This is a genomic window from Rhizobium sp. AG207R (genome assembly GCF_027109195.1).
GTDB classification, from domain to species: domain Bacteria; phylum Pseudomonadota; class Alphaproteobacteria; order Rhizobiales; family Rhizobiaceae; genus Rhizobium; species Rhizobium dioscoreae.
This window is the reverse complement of record NZ_JAEPVT010000001.1, coordinates 523,364-544,394: the sequence shown is the minus strand read 5'-3', so window position 1 is coordinate 544,394 and position 21,031 is coordinate 523,364. Positions and strand designations below refer to the sequence as shown.

Here is a 21,031-nt window from a genome sequence, read left to right as displayed (position 1 = left end):
GCCTTTGAATTCATGACGCGCCTCAGGAGGCGGCTCGCCAGCGGATTTGCGAGCCAGGAGGGACCGGCGTTGACTTCCCTCCGGCGGTCGAACCCTCATGAGCGGGATTTGTTCCTGAATGGAGATAAATATCGAACCGATACCGTGCGGATAAAATGCCGCGCAGATCACGCTCGGCTTCAGGCGCGAAAACCCAAGGCTTTTGGTCCGCCAGCAGCGCAAGATCTTCCAGACAGACTGTCTCGCCGCGGTTCCTGAATCAAGGGCGATCCTTCTTGAATTGCCCACCGTCTCAAAACGGAGATCTCGTTCAACGGGTGAATGACCGTGCTGGGATCGGCGGCCGCGCACTATTGCAATTGACTTCAGTTACACGTCCGAGGATGTTCAAAACGCCTCGGCCAGCATTCGCCGCATGCTCTGGACCAGTTTCGCCGGTGTCGTCACCATTGGTGCGAAGCAGCGCAGGCGGTACCGCCGGCTACTTACTGATAAATGCAGGTTTTGAGGCAACCTTCCGTAGCCCTGGAAGTTGGGAGGAAATGGAGGCCGAGGCGGTTCAAAACACTGTACAGTCAGGCAAGGAGTTTGTAGGTCGTCTTGGTCCTGACGTGGAAGCGATATCATGGTTCGCAGCTACAGCAAGATGTTTGCGGGCAAGCGGGTACTCATCGTTGAAGATGAGTATTTGCTGGCCGACGAAACGCGCCGCCAGCTCAAGAAGTTGGGAGCGACCGTCATTGGCCCCACCGGTCGTGTTGACGTTGCTCTGGAACTGATTGATGACGAGAAGATAGATGTTGCTATTCTCGATATATATCTCGACGGAGAACTGGTGTTCCCAGTTGCGGAGAGACTACAGGAGCTCAATGTCGCATTCATCTTTGCTACTGGATATGATCCTTCCATCGTGCCCGCGTCGTTCAAGGGATTTTTATTGAACGAAAAGCCGTTCGAATTGGAGAAGATCGCACAAGCGCTATTTGGTCCGCGCCCTAACGGCATGTAAAATAAAGTGTCGCATTCAGATCTTGCACCCCATTTGACGGCGGTGTGAACCGCCGCCGATGAACTGGGAGGGCTGGATGTCATTTCCCCTCCGTCAGGTCGAGGCAACATGTTCGACAGTGTGCCTCAAAGCAGACGAGTATCACGTCCCGCGCCATTGGGGCTTCATGGTTGTCCACGGCGTGCCGCCGCGCTCAATTTGATCTCTATGTCAAAAAAGCGGACATACAGTTCGAAAGGCTTTGTCCCCCCACTTCGTTCGACACATGGATCTTTGCTGGCTTGAAGGTAATCTTCTGACCGCACAGCTCGCTCGGCCGCGTTGATGCGCGACGACCGGCTTCGCATTCACTTTGAATTCACGCAGAGCGAACTATGATCGCATAACCTGAGCTAGGCTGGCCAATGAGCGATTCGACACCTGCGTATAGTAAAATGTTTTCCGGCAAACGGCTCTTGATCGTCGAGGACGACTATTTCCTTACAGAACGGACAAGCCGGAAGTTATGTTCATTGGGAGCTATTCTGATCGGCCCGATGACCGATGTCCCCCACGCTCTCGATTTGATCGAAAGCAATCAGGTGGATGCCGCGATTATCGACATTCGGCTTGATCCAGATCTTGCGTATGCGATGGCTGAAGCGCTTGAGGAAGTTGGGCTTCCCTACGTATTTGCCATAGCGGATAACCCGCCTCCGCAATTTCCCGGCTTCGTCCTACGCGAAAAAGTTGATGATATCGAGCATATCGCCATGGCGCTGTTCGGTGCGCGACGGCTGGATGTCTGAGAACCGGAATCTCAGTAAAGGTCCTCATCAAGCTGCTCCGCGAGCTGCTGACGAGCTCGGTTGATGCGACTTTTTACGGTGCCAATCGCACAACCGAACGTCGTGGCGGCATCTTCGTAGGAGCGGCCTTCGATCACCACATACTCCAGCACTATCCGATAGTGTTCCGGTAGGCGGTTGCACGCCCGCTGCAGTTCCTTTGCACGGACTGTCCATTCCTGCGACGCTGGTGCGACGCCAACGTCTGATATGCATTTTTTGTTACCCGGAGCCTCGCGTTTGGCGATGCGGAACTTTGTGCAGAATGTGTTGCGCATGATGGTGAATAGCCACGATTTCAACCGAGTATCGGGATCGAATTGGTCGATATTGGCCAGAGCTTTCGTCAGCGTCTCTTGAACCAAGTCATCGGCATCCGTCGAATTTCGGTGGAATGTTCTGGCGAAAGCGCGCAGGGCTGGAATGAGCTCCACGACTTCAGCCTGCAAACGATTGGAACGGGACAAGTGGATCACGGTATTCTCCTTTGCCGTATCGCTCATTCAACAGCTCTGGTCTGGATGCAGACCTGACATCTTGAGCGACGCCAGTTGCATGCTCTAGTTGATTTCAAATGAAGTTTACTTCGCGTGGTGACATTCGCCGCATTAGGGAAATGACCCAGAGCAAATTCTGAGGTCCACTCAACGCTTTCACACTTCGAAGGAACGGCTCCATGCCCAGCATGTTCCATGAAATAAGGAGAATCTTTCGGATGGCTGCGCATCCTATGCGGCCCGTCTAAAGACGGCACAGGAGACCTCGGCGATGTTCGGTATCCAAATCCGTCGGGATCCGCGAGGCGAAAGCAAACGCAGAGTTCATGCCACCAGACGCCTCCCCCTTACCTACCCTCCTGCGGGCAAATTCGAGGCGGCTTTTCAACCATGAAGCGATGGGTGCTGCACCGCAGGAGATATACCTCCGGTTCCGGATTTTGCAGCATTGTAAAACCCGCGCTGCGCAGCATCGCCTCCGTCGCCGCCTTGTTCGGTATGAACCAGTTTGTCGGATCCCCAGCATAGCGATTTTCGACGAAGAACAGCTTCGGGTAATCAGGACGACTGAAAATCTCTTTGTCCTCGAAGTCGTAATCGTCCTTCAGTTCCGGTGTATCGTCCACTCCGCGCTGCATGCATTGAAACAGCATCAGATCCTTGACGACATGCTCGCGAAGAAGGTCAAGCGCCAGGAGAGGATGACGCAGATGGTAAAGGACGCCCATGAAAATAACGAGATCAAACTTCTCGCCTAGCTGCGCGACCTCATAAACGGACATTTGCCGGAAGTCGATATCAACCTCCGCCTGCTTTGCCACGAACGCGGCCTGCCGCAAATAATGCGGATCCGTATCGATCGCCACCACAGGCTGACATGTATCTTGTGCGCGACGTTCTGGATAAGCAGGTGGTCGATCGCAGACAGGCTCGTATCGGAAAGGTCGACGGTATCGTGCTTACGACCGAAAACGACGACCGGCTCAAGATCAGCTTTGTCGAAATGGGCCATTTGACATTGCTGCGAAGGCTGAGCCAGCGCCTATATCGCTGGCTGCTTGCCTTTTCCCAACGGGTGCGGGCAGAGCGCGATCAATGCCCCTATCGGATTCCTTGGTCGAAGGTCACTGATGTGGGCATCGACATTGAAATTGATATCGACAACAGCGAAACGCCGCTAGAACAGAAGCAGGAATGGTTGAGACAACATATTCTCAGGCACATTCCGGGAGGGTTGTTATGACGGAGATACATCTGGAGCTCCTGCTTGGAATGAAGGTTCACGACTTAAATGGTCAACCGATCGCACGCTTGGAAGAGATCAAAGCGGAAGCTGCGGACGAAGATTTCTTTGTTGTTGAATATCACCTTGGAGCTCTTGGCTTTCTGGAAAGAGTATCGGCAACGACGATTGGCAACGTCATGTTACGGCTCTTCGGATTCGAACAGCGGTCGACTGGCTATATCGTTCCATGGGATAAGCTCGATGTAGGGAATTCTGGTCAACTTAAACTCCGATGTACCGTCGACGAACTCAGGACGAGCACACCGTAACGTATTTCGGCTAAAACGTGGTGCATTGGGAATCCTCCTTACTTGACCTCGCTGTCGAGCCAGACGGTCACCTGTTTGATTTCCTTCTACGGACGGATCACTCACACTTCTTATGATTGTCGGCAGTTTATCATATGACGATGAGGCGAGACCTTCCGGGTGCGAGATCGAAAGATCAAAAGCCACGTCTCACGAGCACGCGCGACATCGGTTAGATGCTCGGCGAGAATTCGGTAGGTGGTGCTGCTTCGATCCATTAGGACCTTATTGGCGGCCGCCGGGGCAGCCGCCGGCTGGATTGAATCGATCAGCTCTTGATGGCGATGCGTTTGACTTGCGACTGCGCCTTCTCACTCTTCGGCAAGGTCACGGTCAGCACGCCATTCTTGAAGCGGGCATCGACCTGCTCTTCGTTGACCTCGACGTCAAGCGGGATGCGGCGCTCGAAGCGGCCGTAATAGCGCTCGGAGAACTGGCGATCCTTGTCCTCGTTCTCGGAACGCTTTTCGCCCTTCAGCGTCAGCACACCATCGTTGAGCAGGACCTCGATGTCGTTTTCCTCAAGCCCGGGCACTTCGGCGGTCACCTTGATCTCCTTGGCAGTGTCGGAGATCTCGACGTTCGGCCAGCCGGCACTGAAGACGGAGCCGTTTCCGAAGGATGACAGGCCGGTGCCGAAGCCGCGGAAGACATTATCAAATAGACGGTTTACCTCGCGATGAAGCGACAGGAAGGGATCACGGTCGTCATCGCGCAGGATAGTCGGAATCTGATTGCCATTGTTGCGATTCCAGGGAATCAAATCGCGAACACTCATGTTTTTCTCCTTTCCGTTTGCTCACTTGGCAAAGTTCGCCTGGAGGCGCCGAGCCATGCTCGGCGCCTTTGTGCGAATTGCGCTTGTGTGGAAGCTTAAGCCGCCTGCTTTTCGGCCTCTATTTGCTTCGTCTCAGGCTTTGATAGAGCCATGTCGGTCGTAATCGCGATCTGGCGCGGCTTCATTTCTTCGGGAATTTCGCGCTTGAGATCGATCGTCAGCAGACCATTGACGAGACCGGCACCTACCACCTTGACGTGATCGGCAAGCTCGAACCGGCGCTGGAACGAGCGGCCGGCGATGCCGCGATGCAGATACTGCACATCTTCAGCATTTGCCTTCTGGCCCGAGACGACGAGCATGTTCTGCTCCTGGGTAATCGTCAATTCGTCCTGCGAGAAGCCCGCCACTGCCATGGCGATGCGATAGCTATCCTCGCCGGACTTGACGATGTCGTACGGGGGCCAGTTGTCGATCGTGTCGACGCGACTTGCCGCTTCGAGCGCATTCAACATTCGATCGAAGCCGATGCTCGACCGGAACAGGGGTGAGAAATCGAGGTTTGTCCTCATAGCCATATCCTCCTTATAAGCAACATGGATACAAGGAGACGCCAAGAGCATGACGTCTCCTGGACTTCGTTCGATTCCCATTGGGCAATCGAACAATATTAATATAATTCCGTGGCTTACAGTTTCAAGAGTAGCGCAACTCCCCGACAAAAAAATTGATTTTCGCGTGACCAGATTCGGGTAATGCGGCAGATGCCGAGCGGCAGAGTTATCGCCCTGGTTGACGTACTGGCTCCGATAGAGAGAATAGGCAAGGCGACGACACTGCCTTCTTCGCCGCCCGCCTATGCCGTTGTCAGCACCCTGATATCGCCTCGACGATCAATGACGTCGACCACGACCTGGCGATCGGATCGGCGGATGGTGACGTCGGCCGACCCATTGCCGATCTGCAGGCGTCGCAGCGACACCTCATCGAGGAAAGGGGGCAGCTGCGGCTCGTTGAAGCTGACGTGCTGCGCGTTCGGATCAAAATCAAGGCCTAGGCACGATTGCAGCAGGAAGAGCGGCGCGGCAGCCGCCCATGCCTGCGGAGAACAGGCGACTGGATAGAAGGTCGGTCCCTGCGCCTGCTGGCGCGGCAGCCCGCAGAAGAGTTCAGGAAGCCGGCGCAGGTCGATATAGGTCGAGGCCGTAAACAGGCCTTCGAAAATCCGCGCTGCTTCAGCGCGATAGCCGTAGCGGGCAAGGCCGGCGGCAATCAGGGCATTGTCATGCGGCCAGATCGAGCCGTTGTGATAGCTCATGGGATTGTAACGCGCCTCGGTCGAGGCGATGGTGCGGATACCCCAGCCGCAGAAGGACGAAGCACCCATCAGCGTTCGGGCAACGACGCGTGCCCTTCCGGGATAGGCTATGCCGGTGAAGAGGGCATATCCAGCATTGGACGATCGAACCCTGCAAGGGCGCTTATTTCCGTCCAAAGCAAGTACATAAGTGCCGAGTTCCTCGTCGAAAAAGCTCGTGTCGAAAGCCCGGCGCAAGGCCTCCGCCCTCGCCAGGAATTTCGCGGCTCGTTCCGCCTTGCCGAGCCTGCGAAAGATCTCGGCGGCCCCCTGCCAGGCGCCGTAGAGATAGGCCTGCACCTCGACAATCGCGATCGGTCCCTTCGCAAGCGTGCCGTCGATGTGAAAGATGGAATCGTGGCTGTCTTTCCAAGCCTGATTGATTAGGCCCTCTTCTGTCCGTCGTCCATATTCGACGAAACCGTCGCCGTCTCGATCGCCATGTTCGTCGATCCAGGCAAGAGCCGCCTCGATGGCAGGGAGCAGCGACTGGATCGTGGCAAAATCTGCCGTACGTTTGAGGTATTCGCCAGCCAGCAGCACGAAGAGGAGCGTGGAGTCGATACTGCCATAATAGCGGCGGAAAGGCACTTCACCGAGTTCGGCCATCTCTCCATAGCGGACCTCGTGCAAAATCTTGCCTGGTTCCGCGTCCGCGATAGGGTCGATCTCCGCCGCCTGGTTGGCCGCCAGGTGGCCGAGCACCCCGCGGGCGATCTGCGGATCGAGCCAGAGCGTTTCCAGCGCGGTGATCAGGGCGTCGCGGCCGAAGACGGTGCTGAACCAGGGAATGCCGGCATAGGGATAAGGTCCTTCCGGCTTGTCGGTCATCAGCATGTAGAGGTCGGAGACGCTGCGGCGAACCACCTCGTTGAAGATCTCGTTGGACGTAACGATCGATGCCGCGCGTGAGGAAGACGAACGCAAGGCTCGGCGCGCATCCCTTAGAGCAAGGAAAAAGGAACGGTGGCTCGGTCGCCGGTCAGCGACCCGATCGCAACCTATCTCGACGAAAAACGATCGCGCCTCATGCGGCTCAAGATGGAGATCATAAATAACCTGATCGCTGCAAATTTGATCCGGCCTTGGATCAAAGCAAATGCGGGTCGACCGCTTTCGCTCATCAAGCCCGATATAAGAAAGCAAGATCGAATCCTGCTCCACCACGGGGGTAAGATGGCGGCCTTTACGCACTCTCACAGTTCCGCGAACCTCGAACAGGTCGGCGAAATCGGCCGCAAATACGATTTCGACACGAACATGCTGCCGCCGATCGTCATAATTCCGGATGGCCAGCCGCTGGTAGCAACCGCCATTCCACAAGAAGCGGGATCTGCGAAGATGAATGAGATCATGGCCGAGCGTGAGCTTACCTTTTTCGTCGAAAAGATCGGGGTTGGTGAGATCGCAGGTGAGCGTCGCGTTATCCTCACGCAGCGTCGACGACAACAGCATTGGCCGCTTGCCGTTGATCGTCAGATAGAAATGCGAGAGATAACGCGTATCACGATGGAAAAGGCCCTCCGGGCTACCAGGCCCGGAAAGCGCATCGCCATTGTGGTCGAAGACGGCGAAGGTATCGCCGTGCTTCAAGGTGCGCGGTCGCCGCTCCTGCAGGGATGCGGTTGCCGGTATGAAGAATTGCGCCACCGGGGCGGCCGGCTCTGCCGACGCGACGGATGGCTTGCTGTCCACAGAAGCGGTCGACATGCTGCCATGTCTCCTACGCCACGACCTGGAGATCCAGATCCTGGCCATTGGCTCGGCGCAGTGACGCCGCCTTCGTGCGAACGCCGGGCAGGTTACGATAGATAGCGAGATAGTCTCGCGCCATCCGTTCCGCGCTGAAACGCCGTTCGAAAGTCGCGCGTACCTTGTGGCGATCCATGCGCAGCGCCCATTCGACATTCTCGGCCGCCTCCGTAACACTATCGACGACGATGCCTGAAACACCGTTGTCAATCACTTCCGGAACCGAACCGCATCCGAACGCGACTACCGGGGTGCCGCATGCCATTGCCTCGATCATCACCAGCCCGAACGGTTCGGGCCAGTCGATCGGGAAAAGCAACGCGCCGGCATTACCAAGGAAATCGGCCTTCTGGTGCTCGTTGATTTCGCCGATGAACTCGACGTTCGGATGGCTCTTGACCATCGGCGCGATCACCGTGTCCCAATAGGCCTTGTCCGCATTGTCGATCTTGGCGGCGATCTTCAGCGGCATACCAACCTTGGTTGCGATGCGGATCGCGCGATCCGGACGTTTCTCGGGGGAGATTCGTCCCAGGAAGGCAAGATAGTTGCCTTTGGGCTTTGCCGTGAAGGAAAGAAGATTGGTCGGAAGACCGTGATACACAGTTCCGGACCAGTTGACCGGTGGCATCGGGCGACGCTGATCATTGGAGATCGATACAAGCGGGATATCAGGAAAAGCCTTGTAGAAAGGCTTGAGATCCGGCAGGTCGAGACGTCCATGTAGCGTCGTGACTGTACGATCCGAAAAATCCCGGATCAGCGGGAAATGCAAGAGATCAATATGGAAATGTAGGACATCGAATTCATGCGCCCGCCGGCGGATCTCCTCCAGCAGGACGACTTGATGCGGAAGATGATCCTTGACGGCCGGATTGAGCCTGAGCGCGACCTCCGAGCACGCCACCAAGGTTGCATCGGTAACGGAGTCACCGCTAGCAAACAGCGTGACGTCGTGACCCTGAGCGACAAGTTCTTCGGTAAGATAGGAAACGATGCGCTCGGTTCCCCCATAAAGCTTCGGCGGAACGCTTTCGGCAAGCGGCGCAATCTGGGCGATCTTCATCGGCAAAACCTCCTCATAAGAGCAAAGAATGGACGGCAAAAATCGGGTAGCGTCCTAAAAAGGCACGCGTTTACAAGGCGATGTCTAGGCTTCTGATATCTGGCGGCGGCGACCTCCCTTTCTAAGGCTGCTAGAAACAAAACGGCCGGTAAAACGGCGCAGCCGCGATCTCTGGCGACGAAGTTTATCGGCCTCCGCAGGCCGCGACGAGATCATGTCTTGGCCGTCATCCAAGGACTTTAAAGCGGCGATGATGTCGTCATAGGAGACGACATGGTCCGCGCCTGGAAAGCGCCGAAAGCCGGGCATCGATTCGATTGCGAATATATCCGAGGCCCAGGATGCAAGAATGGCGCGCTTGTGATCCTTCGTGATATGCTCCGCCGACAGAACATCGCGCGGATGGGCAAAATGTCGGGCAGGATACAACAAATGCGCCGAGGTGACCGCAGCGGTGGATGGGTCGCTCATTGTGATACTGTCGGTTTCCTTTCTCATATCTGGCTCCATCGATGTCTGATCGCTGAGTTCTGGCCACGTTAGGAAGCTTCAGCTTGGTCCGTTACCCTCCATGGCGCCCCCTCAGCAAATGAATTGCCTTCGAGCTCGGAGAGTGCCGCCGCGCGCAAGGCTGACGGTTCGTGCAGGGCTCTGCTATAATATCTTGCGACCGTCGTCATGATCTGCGCAACGGCAGTAGGATCACGTGAGACCCCTTTTCCACGCGCTATCGATTTGACAACGTCCATGCAGATCCGCAGATCTTCCCGCGAAAGAGAAAGATGGCTGTTCATCCTTCCGCCACCTCCGGAAAGGTGCCGCGCGCACCCTGCACCAGTATTTTCAGCTGCCGCGGATTTCGTACTCCCTGGCGGTATAGTTCTATTACTATAGCAGCGATCCGCTCGCCCTCTTCCGATTTGCGCGGAATATCCGCCGCTGCCCGGATCTCATCAAAAACGCGCTGACAAAGGTCCAGGTCGCGCGAATCGAGCGGCGCATCTGATCTCTTGATGATCGTCTGAACCATTCGTGATCTCCATTGCGGAGCCCGCTCCACCAGAAGGTGGAGCGGGCTTGACCGTTAGAAGTCCATTCCAGCTCCAGCAGGCAATGCGGGAGGTGCCTCCTTCTTCGGCTTTTCGGCAATCATGGCTTCCGTCGTCACCAGCAAGCCCGCGACCGAAGCTGCATCCTGAAGTGCGGTGCGCACGACCTTGGCTGGATCGATGACGCCTTGAGCATAGAGATCGCCGTATTCATTCGTCTGGGCATTCCAGCCATAGGAGAAGTCGGTCTTCTCGCGCAGCTTGCCGACGATGATCGAACCTTCCGCGCCGGCATTCTCTGCTATTTGGCGAACCGGCGCCTCGATTGCCCGGCGAACAATATCGACGCCGACGCGCTGGTCGTCGTTTTCCGTCTTGAGACTGTCAAGCGCCTTGACGGCTCTCAGCAGAGCAACGCCGCCGCCCGGCAGGATGCCTTCCTCGACCGCGGCTCGGGTCGCATGCAGCGCGTCATCGACACGGTCCTTCTTTTCCTTCACTTCGACTTCGGTCGAACCGCCAACGCGGATAACGGCAACGCCGCCAGCGAGCTTGGCAAGGCGTTCCTGCAGCTTTTCGCGGTCGTAATCAGAGGTGGTTTCTTCGATCTGGGCCTTGATCTGGGCAACGCGGCCTTCGATGTCGGACTTGGCGCCAGCGCCGTCGACGATCGTGGTGTTTTCCTTCTCAATCGCCACCTTCTTCGCCCGGCCGAGCATGTCGAGGGTAACGTTCTCGAGCTTGATGCCGAGGTCTTCAGAGATGACAGTGCCGCCCGTCAGGATGGCGATGTCTTCCAGCATGGCCTTGCGGCGATCGCCGAAGCCCGGAGCCTTGACGGCAGCGATCTTCAGGCCGCCACGCAGCTTGTTGACGACGAGGGTCGCAAGCGCTTCGCCTTCGACGTCCTCAGCGATGATGAGGAGCGGCTTGCCGGTCTGAACGACGGCCTCCAGGATTGGAAGTAGCGATTGCAGGTTCGAGAGCTTCTTTTCATGGATGAGGATATAGGGATCCTCGAACTCCACCCGCATCTTGTCGGTATTGGTGACGAAATAGGGGCTGAGATAGCCGCGGTCGAACTGCATGCCTTCAACGACTTCGAGTTCGGTTTCGGCGGTCTTGGCTTCTTCAACCGTGATGACGCCTTCGTTGCCGACCTTCTGCATGGCTTCGGCGAGATAACGGCCGATCTCGGCATCGCCGTTAGCCGAAATGGTGCCGACCTGGGCGATCTCCGCATTATTGGAGATCTTGCGGGCGTTGGTCTTCAGTTCCGCCACGACAGCGTCGACGCCGAGGTCTATGCCGCGCTTCAGATCCATCGGGTTCATGCCGGACGCGACCGCCTTGGCGCCTTCCTTGACAATCGCTTGAGCGAGAACCGTCGCTGTCGTGGTGCCATCGCCGGCAAGATCGTTGGTCTTGGAGGCGACTTCGCGCAGCATCTGGGCGCCCATGTTCTCGAACTTGTCTTCCAGTTCGATTTCCTTGGCGACGGTAACACCGTCCTTGGTGATGCGCGGAGCGCCGAAGGACTTGTCGATGACGACGTTACGACCCTTCGGGCCGAGCGTGACCTTCACCGCATTGGCGAGCACATCGACCCCTCGCAGCATGCGTTCACGGGCATCGGTGTGAAACTTGACTTCTTTCGCAGCCATTTCTTTAACTCCTCAATAGGCAGCTATCAGACTGATGGTTCGTGGCGTGGAGGCTCAGGCAGCCTGTTTCCGCTCGGCCTGGGCTTCAATAATGCCCATGACATCGCTTTCCTTCATGATGAGCAGGTCTTCGCCGTTGATCTTGATCTCAGTGCCGGACCATTTTCCGAACAAGATGCGATCGCCGGCCTTGACGTCGAGGGCCTGGATCTGGCCGGCGTCGTTGCGCGCGCCCGGCCCGACGGCGATAACCTCGCCTTCCTGCGGCTTTTCCTTGGCGGTGTCGGGAATGATGATGCCGCCCTTGGTCTTTTCCTCGGAATCGACGCGGCGGACAAGAATGCGATCATGAAGCGGTCGGAACGACATGTTTTCCTCCGTTGAGCAAAAAAGATGACGTTGATCCCCTCACCGGACCGGATGACCAGTCCGGGCGGGTGCAAAACCTCGTTCGAGCCTTTTGCGCAAAATGATCTGGTTTTGGGATTTTTCGATTTCAAGAGGGATGGACAAAAAAATTAGCACTCACCTCAGGCGGCTGCTAACATGCTGGAATGAAAAAGAAAATGGCACTCTGCGTTGAAAACCCATTGATGGCCGCAAAAATTTGCGCCACCATCCGACTGTCACGAAACGGAGATGAAGCATGCGATTTTCGTCGGAACTGGAAGGTCAACTAAACGGCTATGGGCTGACCACCGCGCATATCCTCTATCACATTCCCGATTTCGAATCCGTCCTGCAGACCTACGTCTGGCAGGATTACGACCTGGCGCCCGATTTTCCCGAAATGCATAGGTTTCTCGATTTCTGGCAAACCAATCTCGACGGGCCGCTGCATTCCGTCCGCTACAGCCATCGGCGCCTGATCGGTCCAAACGAATGGCGTCGTGTCGAAGGCGAGTTCAAGCTCCATTAGGACCCGAACCGAAACTTTCCTTCCCCAGTCTTCGATAATCAAGGCTTGATGAGCTCGGTCGTTCTCCCTTGCCAACCCTCGACAGGCCGGGGAGGCTAAGGCTCAGCTCCTGCCGGGCGGAGAAGATTATCGGCTGGAAGGATTTGAATCCTTGCTGGTCTTTTAGGTTCATCAGGAACGGGGGCGCGTCATCCTCGTAACGCCCTCGTGATTATTTATTGCATGCGAAGAATGTCAGCATCGACGGGCCGATATCTCCATCAGTCCTGCTCACGGCTTTCGCCAATAACTTTGTCGATCAGACCTTCATTGCGTGGGAAGGCCGAGTAAGCGGAGAAGCATTCCAGTCACGCGTACCATTTGGTCCGCTTTTCCTGTTTTTGACGGCGGCTAGCCCGCCATCATGCGCGCCTCATCGTCTATCCTCCTCGTGCTGCTCCGCGCCTTCGATCGATGAAAGCCAGGGTTCCCGCCGTTTGGTCCAAACCTCATAGCTGGGTCTGAGATGCGTGGGTGCCGCGCTCAGGACTCCAAGCTTGATCTCGACCTCGCTATCGCCAACGGCAAACACGCGCGAACCGCAACGCGGGCAAAACTCGCGTCCAGCAAACTCGCTCGTCGCGCCTTCATAGTGAAATTCACTTGCGGGCCATAGGCCGAAATAAGTGAAGGCGGATCCGCTTTCCTGCCGGCAATCCGTGCAATGACAAATGCCGATACGTAGCGGTTTTCCGCGCACCGTTAGACGCACTTGCCCGCAACGGCATGATCCGGTTAATTCCTTCATGGGATTGTCCGCGTCATCGCTTACATTCGTGATTGGGCCTTCCCCGCGACTGACCTGTTCGGTCCGCCAGCGTCCATCGGACAGCTGGTAGCTGATTTCGGTATCTTCGCCGCCCTGCTGTTGGCGGGCCGCCGCAGATTTGGCGGCGGCAAGCGCACTCCCGTGATCGGGAAACGTCTCCGACCAAACATCACCGACGCGATAGGCAAAGCCCTCGTCATGGATGCCAACGTGATATGTTAACGGCATTAGTTCCTCCGGCTCGGCCGAGCACTCGTGGAATTTGGAAACGGTGCGACAAGGGTCGATCCCTTACAGGAGGAACACCCATGCATACACTCATGCATTATCTCACGGCCTCCCATCAAAGTTCGGAGACCAGGAAAAGTTTCCAAACAGCAACAGATATTTAGGTTTGCAAGAAACAAAACGGAGCCGACCGGCCTGGATTCCAGACCAAAATTCCGGTGAATGGCAGTTTTACATACCGCGAGAGCTAATGGGATGGGCAACCCGTATTGTTCGCGGCATAGCACAAGAAATCATATGAGCTACAAAACGACAACCAAGTGCCAATATTCGTTTCATCGGCGGCCGGGGCAGTGAGATAACTAAAGCCGCATACCGCCGGAATAACCTAATATCGACGGTACCTTCGACTGGACGGGATCGAGATTTCCGTCGCTTGTCCGAGCTTCCACGCTCTTAAAGACCCGCGACGTGCATTTTCATTTCACTCACGCTTGTTTCAGGCGGGCCTCAAAAGCGAGAGACTGCGGGCTTCAAGTTTCAAGAATTTCTTGTCGACCCCGCCCCGATCCTGCCCATCAGGATCGGATGTCGATAGTTCCAGCGCCCAGCGTTTGTCATCCGGCAAGGTAAAGTCGACATCTCCATCACGAGGGTTGAAAAGGACTAGAATATCATCCCAGCCCTCTTCGAAGGGTTGCTCACGCGACAGGCGCAGGCCGATCGCCGTGTTTGCTTCATCGTCCCATTGCTCGTCCGTCTGCTCTCCGCCGGTCGGATTGAGCCAGGTGACAATCAGACCATCGCGCCAATTTTCTCGTCTGAGGATGGAATGTGCCTGACGCAAGGCGATCAGCCGTTTGACGAAGGTATAAAGCGCCTCGGCGCTGCCATATCGATCGTCCCAATGCAGCCAGCTGAGTTCGTTGTCCTGACAGTAGCCATTGTTGTTGCCCATCTGGCTGCGGCCGGCCTCATCACCCGCCAGCAGCATCGGCGTACCATGCGACAGAAAGAGGGTCGCGAGAAAATTGCGTTTCTGGCGCTCTCGAACGGTATTGATGGCTTCATCATCCGTCGGACCTTCAGCGCCGTAATTGTAGCTGCGGTTGTCGTTGTGGCCGTCATTGTTGTCTTCGCCATTGGCCTCATTATGCTTCTCGTTATAGGAGACGAGATCATTAAGCGTGAAGCCATCGTGGGCGGCGATGAAATTGACAGTGGCCCACGGGCGGCGGCCACGAAGATCATAAACGTCGCCCGACCCTAAGATGCGGGCGGCAAAATCCCTTGTCATGCCAGGTGTGCCCTTCCAGTAATCCCGGACCGTATCGCGATATTTGTCATTCCACTCCGCCCAGCCCGGCGGAAATCCCCCCACCTGATAACCGCCGGGGCCAATGTCCCACGGCTCGCCGACAAGTTTGACTTTGGCAAGCACCGGATCCTGGCCGACCGCGTCGAAGAAGCCGCTGCGCTGATCGAAACCCTGGGGTTCGCGGCCAAGAATGGTGCCGAGATCGAAACGAAAGCCATCGACATGCATTTCTTCGACCCAATAGCGCAGCGAGTCCGTCACCATTTGCAGCACGCGCGGATGCGACGTGTTGATCGTGTTGCCGGTGCCGGTGTCGTTGATGTAGTAGCGGGGCTGGTCCGGCAGGGTGCGGTAATAGGAGAAATTGTCGATACCCTTGAAGGAAAGGGTCGGACCGAGTTCATTGCCCTCCGCGGTATGATTATAGACGACATCGAGGATGACCTCGATACCCGCATCGTGGAAGGCACGCACCATGTCGCGAAAGCCTGAAAGGCCCTTAGGCCCGTAATAACGAGTTGCCGGCGCGAAGAAGGCAAGGCTGTTGTAGCCCCAATAGTTGTGCAAGCCCTTGTCGAGCAAGTGACTGTCATCGGGAAAGAAATGGATGGGAAGGAGTTCGATGGAGGTGACGCCGAGGCTCTTGATGTAATCGACGACCGCCCCGTGCCCCAGACCGTCAAAGGTGCCACGCAACGGCTCCGGAATTGCCGGATTCAGCATCGTCATTCCCTTGACGTGCGCCTCATAGAAAATGGTCTCAGGCCACGCGACCGACGGCTTCTTATCCGATGTTTCATTCTTGAGGTCGACCACACGGCATTTGGGCACCTGTCCGGCGCTATCGGTCTCGTCGAAGGAAAGATCCTTTTGCTCGTCGTCCAGACGATAGGCGAACTGGGCTTGCGACCATTCGATGTTGCCCACAAGCTCGCGGGCATAGGGGTCGACGAGCAATTTGTGCGCATTGAAACGATGCCCTTTTTCGGGATCGAACGGGCCGTGCACGCGGTAGCCATACAAGGCACCTGGCTTCAGTCCAGGCACATAGCCATGCCAGATTTCATGGGTATATTCCGGCAGAGCGATCCGCTCGACCTCCTTTCCGCTTTCGTCGAAAAGGCAGAGTTCCACCTTTTCCGCATAGGCGCTGAAAAGTGCGAAATTGACACCCTCTCCGTCATAATTCGCTCCCAGGCGCGTGTAATCTCCAGGCTCGATCGCATGCCTCTTGCCGCCTTCCGTCATGAAATCCTCGTGATCGTTGCTGCGCAGCAGAAACACCCTGTGAAGCGCTTTGTTCCGGCTTTGAGGTCGGACTACGCATGCATCGGCGCCAGGATCGTCACCGGTTCCCCACGAGAAAGGATAGGGAATGATCGGTAAACAGCTGTGCTGCCAGAAGATCGCCAGCTGACGAAGGCTTATCCGTCAAGAGATCGTATAGCGGCGCCTTGAGCTCTCGCGGCATCATCACAGCGGTGTCTTTCCAGAAATCCGATGAAGGCATATCGACCAGACGCGGCACGATCGTAACCGCTGTTTCCCGCTCGTGAACGCGAGCGAAAGCCACGAGATTGGACGCTCGTGCGCCGCTGGTTTCCAAAGGCACATATTCGCCCTCGAGGAAAAGAAAGGGGTGCTGATTGCGATAGCGCAGCACCGTGCGGATGACATGCCGTTTCAAGAAAGCGGGATCCATCGCGAGGGGACCGGCCGCTTCCGTGTCAGTCCACGGATGGTCGACCGGTCGTCGATTGTCCGGATCGACAAGGCTGAAATCGAGACGCTCGCTACCCTGATAGATGTCGGGAACACCGGGAGCCGTGAGCTTGATCAGCAACTGCGACAGGCTGTTGCGGAAACCAAGCTCCATGAAAGGACGCAGCGTCCGGTCGAAATCACAGATGAACTCCCGATTATCCTCCGAAAACAAGGCGGCGGCATAGGCCTCGACCGCATGCTCATAGGAAGGGTTTTCATCCATCCAATCCGTCCGGAGCTTGGCTTCTCGGATCGCCTTCAACACATAGGCGCAAAACCGTTCCTTCAGTGCGCTCCGATCGGCTCCTTCGATGTCCTGCGGCCAGATGCCGGCAAGCGCCTGGTAAAGCATCCATTCGATATTGGGCTCGGGCGCGGGTCCATCGGCAAGGCTGGAGCGAAAAGGAGAATTCATGTTGCGCCATCGCTCGACGCCTGCAATCCAGGCATCAGGATCCTGCGTAAGGCCGTATAGGCGGGCGCGAGCGTCTTCTCCCCGCTTGGTATCATGCGTCGAGGTCGTGGAAAGGCCGCAGCGTTGCCGCTGAAACCGGTCGTTCATGAATTGATGAAAGGCCGCCACCGAGCCCGGTGGCGCGTGTGGCTCGCCTCCGACCTCGTTCAATGCGATGAGGCGGTTATAACGATAAAACAGGGTGTCTTCGACCGCCTTTGCCATGATCGGACCGCTGAGCTGCTGGAATCTGGCTCGAAACTCCAGAGCTTCGGCTGCAGAAACCTCCTCTTTCAAAAGACGGGCGAGCGCATCGAGGGCATCAACGGTCGACAATCGGCTTCTTGCCTTCCCATAGGCAATCTCGACGACCGTCACATCATCGGACGATGCAGCTCCCTGATAGGCATAGGTACGGTAAACCGGGAAGGCGACCAGCAGCTCGCGAAGCGCCGACGCTATTTCCTCCTCGTCGAAATCCGCAAAAATCGAGCATGCCAGCCTCGTCAGACGCCTCGTCTCACCGGCGAAATTGCGCTCGACCATCAGCAGCTTCGCCTTGCGCAAACCTGTGGCAAAGTCGGCATCTTCCTCGCTGACGGACCTGTAGGCTTCGTCCAGCTTGCGCAACCCCTCCTCGTTCACGAAGAGATCGGCCATGGCGGCGATGAATTCGTAGCCGGTCGTCCCCGCCACCGGCCAATCCGCCGGCAGCTTCTCACCACGGGCAAGGATTTTCTCGACTACGATGAACGTGTCCGGACCAACGGCTTGCCGCAGATGCTCGAGATAGCCCTTCGGATCGGCCAGTCCATCGATATGGTCGACGCGTAATCCTTGGACCTGTCCGGAACGAACCAATTCGATGATCAGCCGATGCGTGTCGTCGAAGACCCGTGGGTCCTCCACCCGCATCCCGACCAGGCCTGCCACCTCGAAGAAGCGCCTGTAGCTGAGGTTTTCGGCGGCATCTTTCCAATAGAGCAATTGCCAATGCTGTTCCGCGAGAAGTTTTCTCATGGCGGCCGCATCCCTCGAAAATGCGAGCAACCGCTCCGCATCCGTTCCTATGTCCGCTGCCAGCCGGTCGGCACTTGCGATCGAAAGCGGCAGCAGATCGTCGAAGTAGGCCAGATAGATGCAACCATCCGCGGGCTCGTAGCGAAGACGAAAGTCCGCCGCGGCCAGGCTTTCCTCCAACGGGCGTCCCAGAAGCGGCAAGGTGAGCTTGCGTTGCCAGTCGATATCGAAATGGCCGGCATAGGCACTGCCCGATCCACGCTGCAACACGTCCCGCCACCACGCGTTTTCCGCGGAAGCGGCCATATGGTTGGGCACGATGTCGAGGATCAGGCCCAGCTTCGCCTGTTGCAAGACCGCACAGAAAGCATCGAACCCAGCGCGACCGCCAAGCACCGGGTCGATCTCGTTCGCATCCGTGACATCATAGCCATGCGTCGATCCCTTCTTGGCCGCAAAGATCGGCGAGGCATAGACGTGGCTAATGCCGAGACGCTTCAGATAGGGAACCAGCTCCGTTGCCCTTTCAAAGGTGACATTTCCGCGAAACTGCAGGCGGTAGGTAGAGGTTGAGACGGTCATGGCTTCCTCGCTGCGTCGGGGGCTCTTAAGAACGGAACTGAAAGAGATCTGTTCCCACCCCAGGAACCGTTCCCGTCAAGATGCGTTGGATGCAGGAAAATTTCAGCGTCATTGACGGATAGGGTGTCATGCAGCACGGCTTCGCATTTGGACCACAAATCAATGAGAATGCGGTCTTGTTCCGCTTGTGGGCGCCCTTGGCGGAGAGCGCGCTCGTCCGCATCGAGCAGCGCGGAGAATGGGCCATGCGGCGGAGCCAGGACGGCTGGCATGTCGTCGAAGTCAACGACGCGCAGATCGGCGATCGCTATAAGTTCGTGCTGGCCGATGGGTTTGCCGTGCCGGATCCTGCCTCGCGCTTTCAGCCCGAAGACGTTCACGGCCCGAGCGAGCTGATCGATCCAACGTTCACGTGGAAAACGCAGGGATGGAAGGGACGCCGCTGGGAGGAGATCGTCATCTACGAACTGCATGTCGGCGCCTTCACGGAAGCTGGCACATTTCTGGCGGCCATCGAAAAGCTCGACCATTTGCAGCGCCTCGGCATAACGGCCATTCAAATCATGCCGCTTTCGGATTTTCGCGGTCGGTATGGATGGGGTTACGACGGTGTTTTGCCCTATGCACCGGATGGCAGCTACGGCCGCCCCGAACATCTCAAAATGCTCGTCGATGCAGCCCACGAGCGCGGCATCTGCGTCTTTCTCGATGTGGTCTATAATCATTTCGGGCCGGACGGAAACTATCTGCCCCGCTACGCGCCGATCTTCGGCGACCGGCACGAAAGCGTCTGGGGCAAGGGCCTGAACTACGATGGCGACAGCAGCCGCTTCGTCCGCGATTTCGTCATAGAAAACGCTGTCTATTGGCTGAGCGAGTTTCGGATGGATGGTTTGCGGCTCGATGCCGTTCACGCGATGAAGGACGATAGCGATCCGCATATCCTTCTCGAACTTGCCGGTCGCGTCAGAAGCGCCTTCCCTGAACGCCATGTGCACCTGATCGTCGAAAACGAGGATAATGAAGCGGCTCTCCTCGCGCGCGATGACGACGGCAAGCCGCGCCACTTTACCGCACAGTGGAATGATGACATCCACCACGCTCTCCACGTGGCGGCCACAGGCGAGACCTTCGGCTACTACGAAGATTATGCCGATTGGACACCGCGCCTGAGCCGCGCGCTTGCCGAGGGCTTCGCGTTTCAGGGGGAGCACATGGAATATCGAGGGCGGCCAAGGGGATCGCCAAGCGTTGGCTTGCCGCCATCGGCCTTTATCTCCTTCATCCAAAACCATGACCAGATCGGCAATCGGGCGCGCGGCGATCGTATGATTTCTTCCCACCCCATCGAGGCGATAAAGGCTATCGCAGCCATCTATCTTCTCTCGCCCCAGATCCCCATGCTGTTCATGGGTGAGGAATGGGGCGCTACCGATCCCTTTCCCTTCTTTTGCGATTTCGATGAGGAGCTCAACGCCAAGATAAGGCTTGGCCGCAAGGAGGAACTGAAGCGCCTGCCCGGCTTCGAAGCGGAGGGTGCATGCGACCCGACGGCCGAAGCCACCTTCCTCCGCGCAAAATTGCGCTGGGATAAAATGGATGAGAACCCGGCAACGGGACGCTATTACCGGCAGTTGCTAGAGCTCAGACATCAAATGGTCGTGCCGCTCCTCGTCGAAGCGCATAGTTGCTTGGCGACCTACGATCCAGACGCCTCGCCAATCCGAGTGCGCTGGAAACTCGGGTCTACAAATCTTCATTTGGCAGCCAATTTGTCGAACACGCCTGTTATTTTGAAAAGTCCGATCGAGGGACAAGCATTTTTTTCGTCGAACGGCATGACAGACAACTCGATCGGACCATGGGGAATTGTCTGGAGCCTGTCGTGAGCTATTTCGCAAATCTGAGGGACGAGCTTCTACTGCCCTTCAGGCAACCCGATCCCCTCAGAGGCCAAGCCTACTTAACCTTATAGGCGCCGCGCCTTTTCCAAGGCATCGATGATTGCTTTGTCGGTGAATGGCTTGTCGATTATTCCAACCGCGCCTTCAAGGCCATAACCAACCCGCTCCGGGCTGCCGGTCACAAAGATCACTTTTATCCTGAACCGATCCGTCAATCGGCGAGCAAGCCCCGCTCCGCTATGGCCATCGGCCAAGCCGAGATCCACGAAAGCCACCTCTGCCTTTGACGCGTAGGCCAGGGCCTGTTCCGCGGTCATGAAGGAGCCCACGACTTCGTGGCCAGCTTCGATAGCGATGCGCTCCAATTCCAGTGCCACCAAGGGCTCGTCTTCGACGATCATGATTTTCATTAGCAACCTCCTCATGCAACAAAAGATGGATC

The 21,031-nt window shown here is 56.9% G+C and carries 19 protein-coding genes and 1 pseudogene; 6 read left to right on the top strand and 14 right to left on the bottom strand.

Going from position 1 to position 21,031, the window contains the following annotated elements; translation table 11 throughout:
- Positions 1 to 625 precede the first annotated feature (625 nt).
- Both JJQ51_RS02300 and JJQ51_RS02295 read left to right on the top strand, forming a co-directional pair.
- Entirely contained in the window at positions 626 to 1,009 is a 384-nt protein-coding gene (locus JJQ51_RS02300; RefSeq protein WP_173004554.1) for a response regulator, read from the top strand.
- Between the two features lie 404 nt (positions 1,010 to 1,413).
- Positions 1,414 to 1,797, top strand: coding sequence for a response regulator (locus JJQ51_RS02295; RefSeq protein WP_113388618.1), 384 nt, complete (start codon positions 1,414 to 1,416; stop codon positions 1,795 to 1,797).
- Between the two features lie 11 nt (positions 1,798 to 1,808).
- Here the strand turns inward: JJQ51_RS02295 and JJQ51_RS02290 are convergent, their stop codons facing one another.
- Positions 1,809 to 2,339 (bottom strand): sigma-70 family RNA polymerase sigma factor, encoded by a 531-nt coding sequence (locus JJQ51_RS02290; protein ID WP_269244227.1) that lies wholly within the window; start codon positions 2,337 to 2,339, stop codon positions 1,809 to 1,811.
- Between the two features lie 341 nt (positions 2,340 to 2,680).
- A pseudogene (locus JJQ51_RS02285) lies at positions 2,681 to 3,202 on the bottom strand (methyltransferase domain-containing protein); the annotation flags it as partial.
- Positions 3,203 to 3,210: 8 nt separating this feature from the next.
- Between JJQ51_RS02285 and JJQ51_RS02280 the strand changes: the two are divergent.
- Positions 3,211 to 3,576: a hypothetical protein gene (locus JJQ51_RS02280; RefSeq protein WP_145635672.1), complete on the top strand. Its 366-nt coding sequence runs from the start codon at positions 3,211 to 3,213 to the stop codon at positions 3,574 to 3,576.
- Positions 3,573 to 3,887, top strand: coding sequence for a PRC-barrel domain containing protein (locus JJQ51_RS02275; RefSeq protein WP_145635675.1), 315 nt, complete (start codon positions 3,573 to 3,575; stop codon positions 3,885 to 3,887). The genes JJQ51_RS02280 and JJQ51_RS02275 overlap by 4 nt, the downstream gene beginning before the upstream one ends.
- A 307-nt stretch (positions 3,888 to 4,194) precedes the next feature.
- On the opposite strand, the gene JJQ51_RS02270 is transcribed toward JJQ51_RS02275, so the two are convergent.
- The 8 genes from JJQ51_RS02270 to groES all read right to left on the bottom strand — a co-directional run bounded on the left by JJQ51_RS02270 (position 4,195) and on the right by groES (position 11,961).
- On the bottom strand, positions 4,195 to 4,704 hold the full coding sequence (locus JJQ51_RS02270; RefSeq protein ID WP_145635677.1) for an Hsp20/alpha crystallin family protein: 510 nt from the start codon (positions 4,702 to 4,704) through the stop codon (positions 4,195 to 4,197).
- Between the two features lie 95 nt (positions 4,705 to 4,799).
- On the bottom strand, positions 4,800 to 5,276 hold the full coding sequence (locus tag JJQ51_RS02265; protein ID WP_113353018.1) for an Hsp20 family protein: 477 nt from the start codon (positions 5,274 to 5,276) through the stop codon (positions 4,800 to 4,802).
- A gap of 284 nt (positions 5,277 to 5,560) precedes the next feature.
- Complete coding sequence (locus JJQ51_RS02260; RefSeq protein WP_269244226.1) at positions 5,561 to 7,771, bottom strand: amylo-alpha-1,6-glucosidase; 2,211 nt, start codon at positions 7,769 to 7,771, stop codon at positions 5,561 to 5,563.
- 13 nt (positions 7,772 to 7,784) lie between these two features.
- Positions 7,785 to 8,879, bottom strand: coding sequence for a glycosyltransferase family 4 protein (locus JJQ51_RS02255; RefSeq protein WP_113353016.1), 1,095 nt, complete (start codon positions 8,877 to 8,879; stop codon positions 7,785 to 7,787).
- 84 nt (positions 8,880 to 8,963) lie between these two features.
- Entirely contained in the window at positions 8,964 to 9,377 is a 414-nt protein-coding gene (locus JJQ51_RS02250) for a hypothetical protein (RefSeq protein WP_113388588.1), read from the bottom strand.
- A gap of 292 nt (positions 9,378 to 9,669) precedes the next feature.
- Complete coding sequence (locus tag JJQ51_RS02245; protein ID WP_069614229.1) at positions 9,670 to 9,909, bottom strand: hypothetical protein; 240 nt, start codon at positions 9,907 to 9,909, stop codon at positions 9,670 to 9,672.
- 54 nt (positions 9,910 to 9,963) lie between these two features.
- Positions 9,964 to 11,592, bottom strand: a complete 1,629-nt coding sequence (gene groL, locus JJQ51_RS02240) for a chaperonin GroEL (RefSeq protein WP_269244225.1) — start codon at positions 11,590 to 11,592, stop codon at positions 9,964 to 9,966.
- 54 nt (positions 11,593 to 11,646) lie between these two features.
- The gene (groES, locus tag JJQ51_RS02235; protein ID WP_113353012.1) at positions 11,647 to 11,961 is read right to left on the bottom strand and encodes a co-chaperone GroES; all 315 of its coding nucleotides are present in this window, start codon (positions 11,959 to 11,961) and stop codon (positions 11,647 to 11,649) included.
- Between the two features lie 277 nt (positions 11,962 to 12,238).
- Here groES and JJQ51_RS02230 point away from each other — a divergent pair, with 277 nt between their 5' ends.
- On the top strand, positions 12,239 to 12,511 hold the full coding sequence (locus tag JJQ51_RS02230; RefSeq protein ID WP_069614226.1) for an usg protein: 273 nt from the start codon (positions 12,239 to 12,241) through the stop codon (positions 12,509 to 12,511).
- Positions 12,512 to 12,923: 412 nt separating this feature from the next.
- Here JJQ51_RS02230 and JJQ51_RS02225 read toward each other — a convergent pair whose 3' ends face one another.
- The 3 genes from JJQ51_RS02225 to treY all read right to left on the bottom strand — a co-directional run bounded on the left by JJQ51_RS02225 (position 12,924) and on the right by treY (position 18,685).
- Positions 12,924 to 13,298: a GFA family protein gene (locus JJQ51_RS02225; protein ID WP_113396563.1), complete on the bottom strand. Its 375-nt coding sequence runs from the start codon at positions 13,296 to 13,298 to the stop codon at positions 12,924 to 12,926.
- A 748-nt stretch (positions 13,299 to 14,046) separates the two neighbouring features.
- Positions 14,047 to 16,113, bottom strand: coding sequence for a glycogen debranching protein GlgX (gene glgX / locus JJQ51_RS02220; protein WP_152095245.1), 2,067 nt, complete (start codon positions 16,111 to 16,113; stop codon positions 14,047 to 14,049).
- Positions 16,114 to 16,210: 97 nt separating this feature from the next.
- The gene (treY, locus tag JJQ51_RS02215) at positions 16,211 to 18,685 is read right to left on the bottom strand and encodes a malto-oligosyltrehalose synthase (RefSeq protein ID WP_269244224.1); all 2,475 of its coding nucleotides are present in this window, start codon (positions 18,683 to 18,685) and stop codon (positions 16,211 to 16,213) included.
- 128 nt (positions 18,686 to 18,813) lie between these two features.
- On the opposite strand from treY, the gene treZ reads away from it, so the two are divergent.
- A complete protein-coding gene (gene treZ / locus JJQ51_RS02210) occupies positions 18,814 to 20,574 on the top strand; it encodes a malto-oligosyltrehalose trehalohydrolase (RefSeq protein WP_269244223.1) in 1,761 nt (586 codons plus the stop codon).
- Positions 20,575 to 20,654: 80 nt separating this feature from the next.
- Here the strand turns inward: treZ and JJQ51_RS02205 are convergent, their stop codons facing one another.
- Complete coding sequence (locus JJQ51_RS02205; protein ID WP_113353009.1) at positions 20,655 to 20,999, bottom strand: response regulator; 345 nt, start codon at positions 20,997 to 20,999, stop codon at positions 20,655 to 20,657.
- Between the last annotated feature and the right edge of the window lie 32 nt (positions 21,000 to 21,031).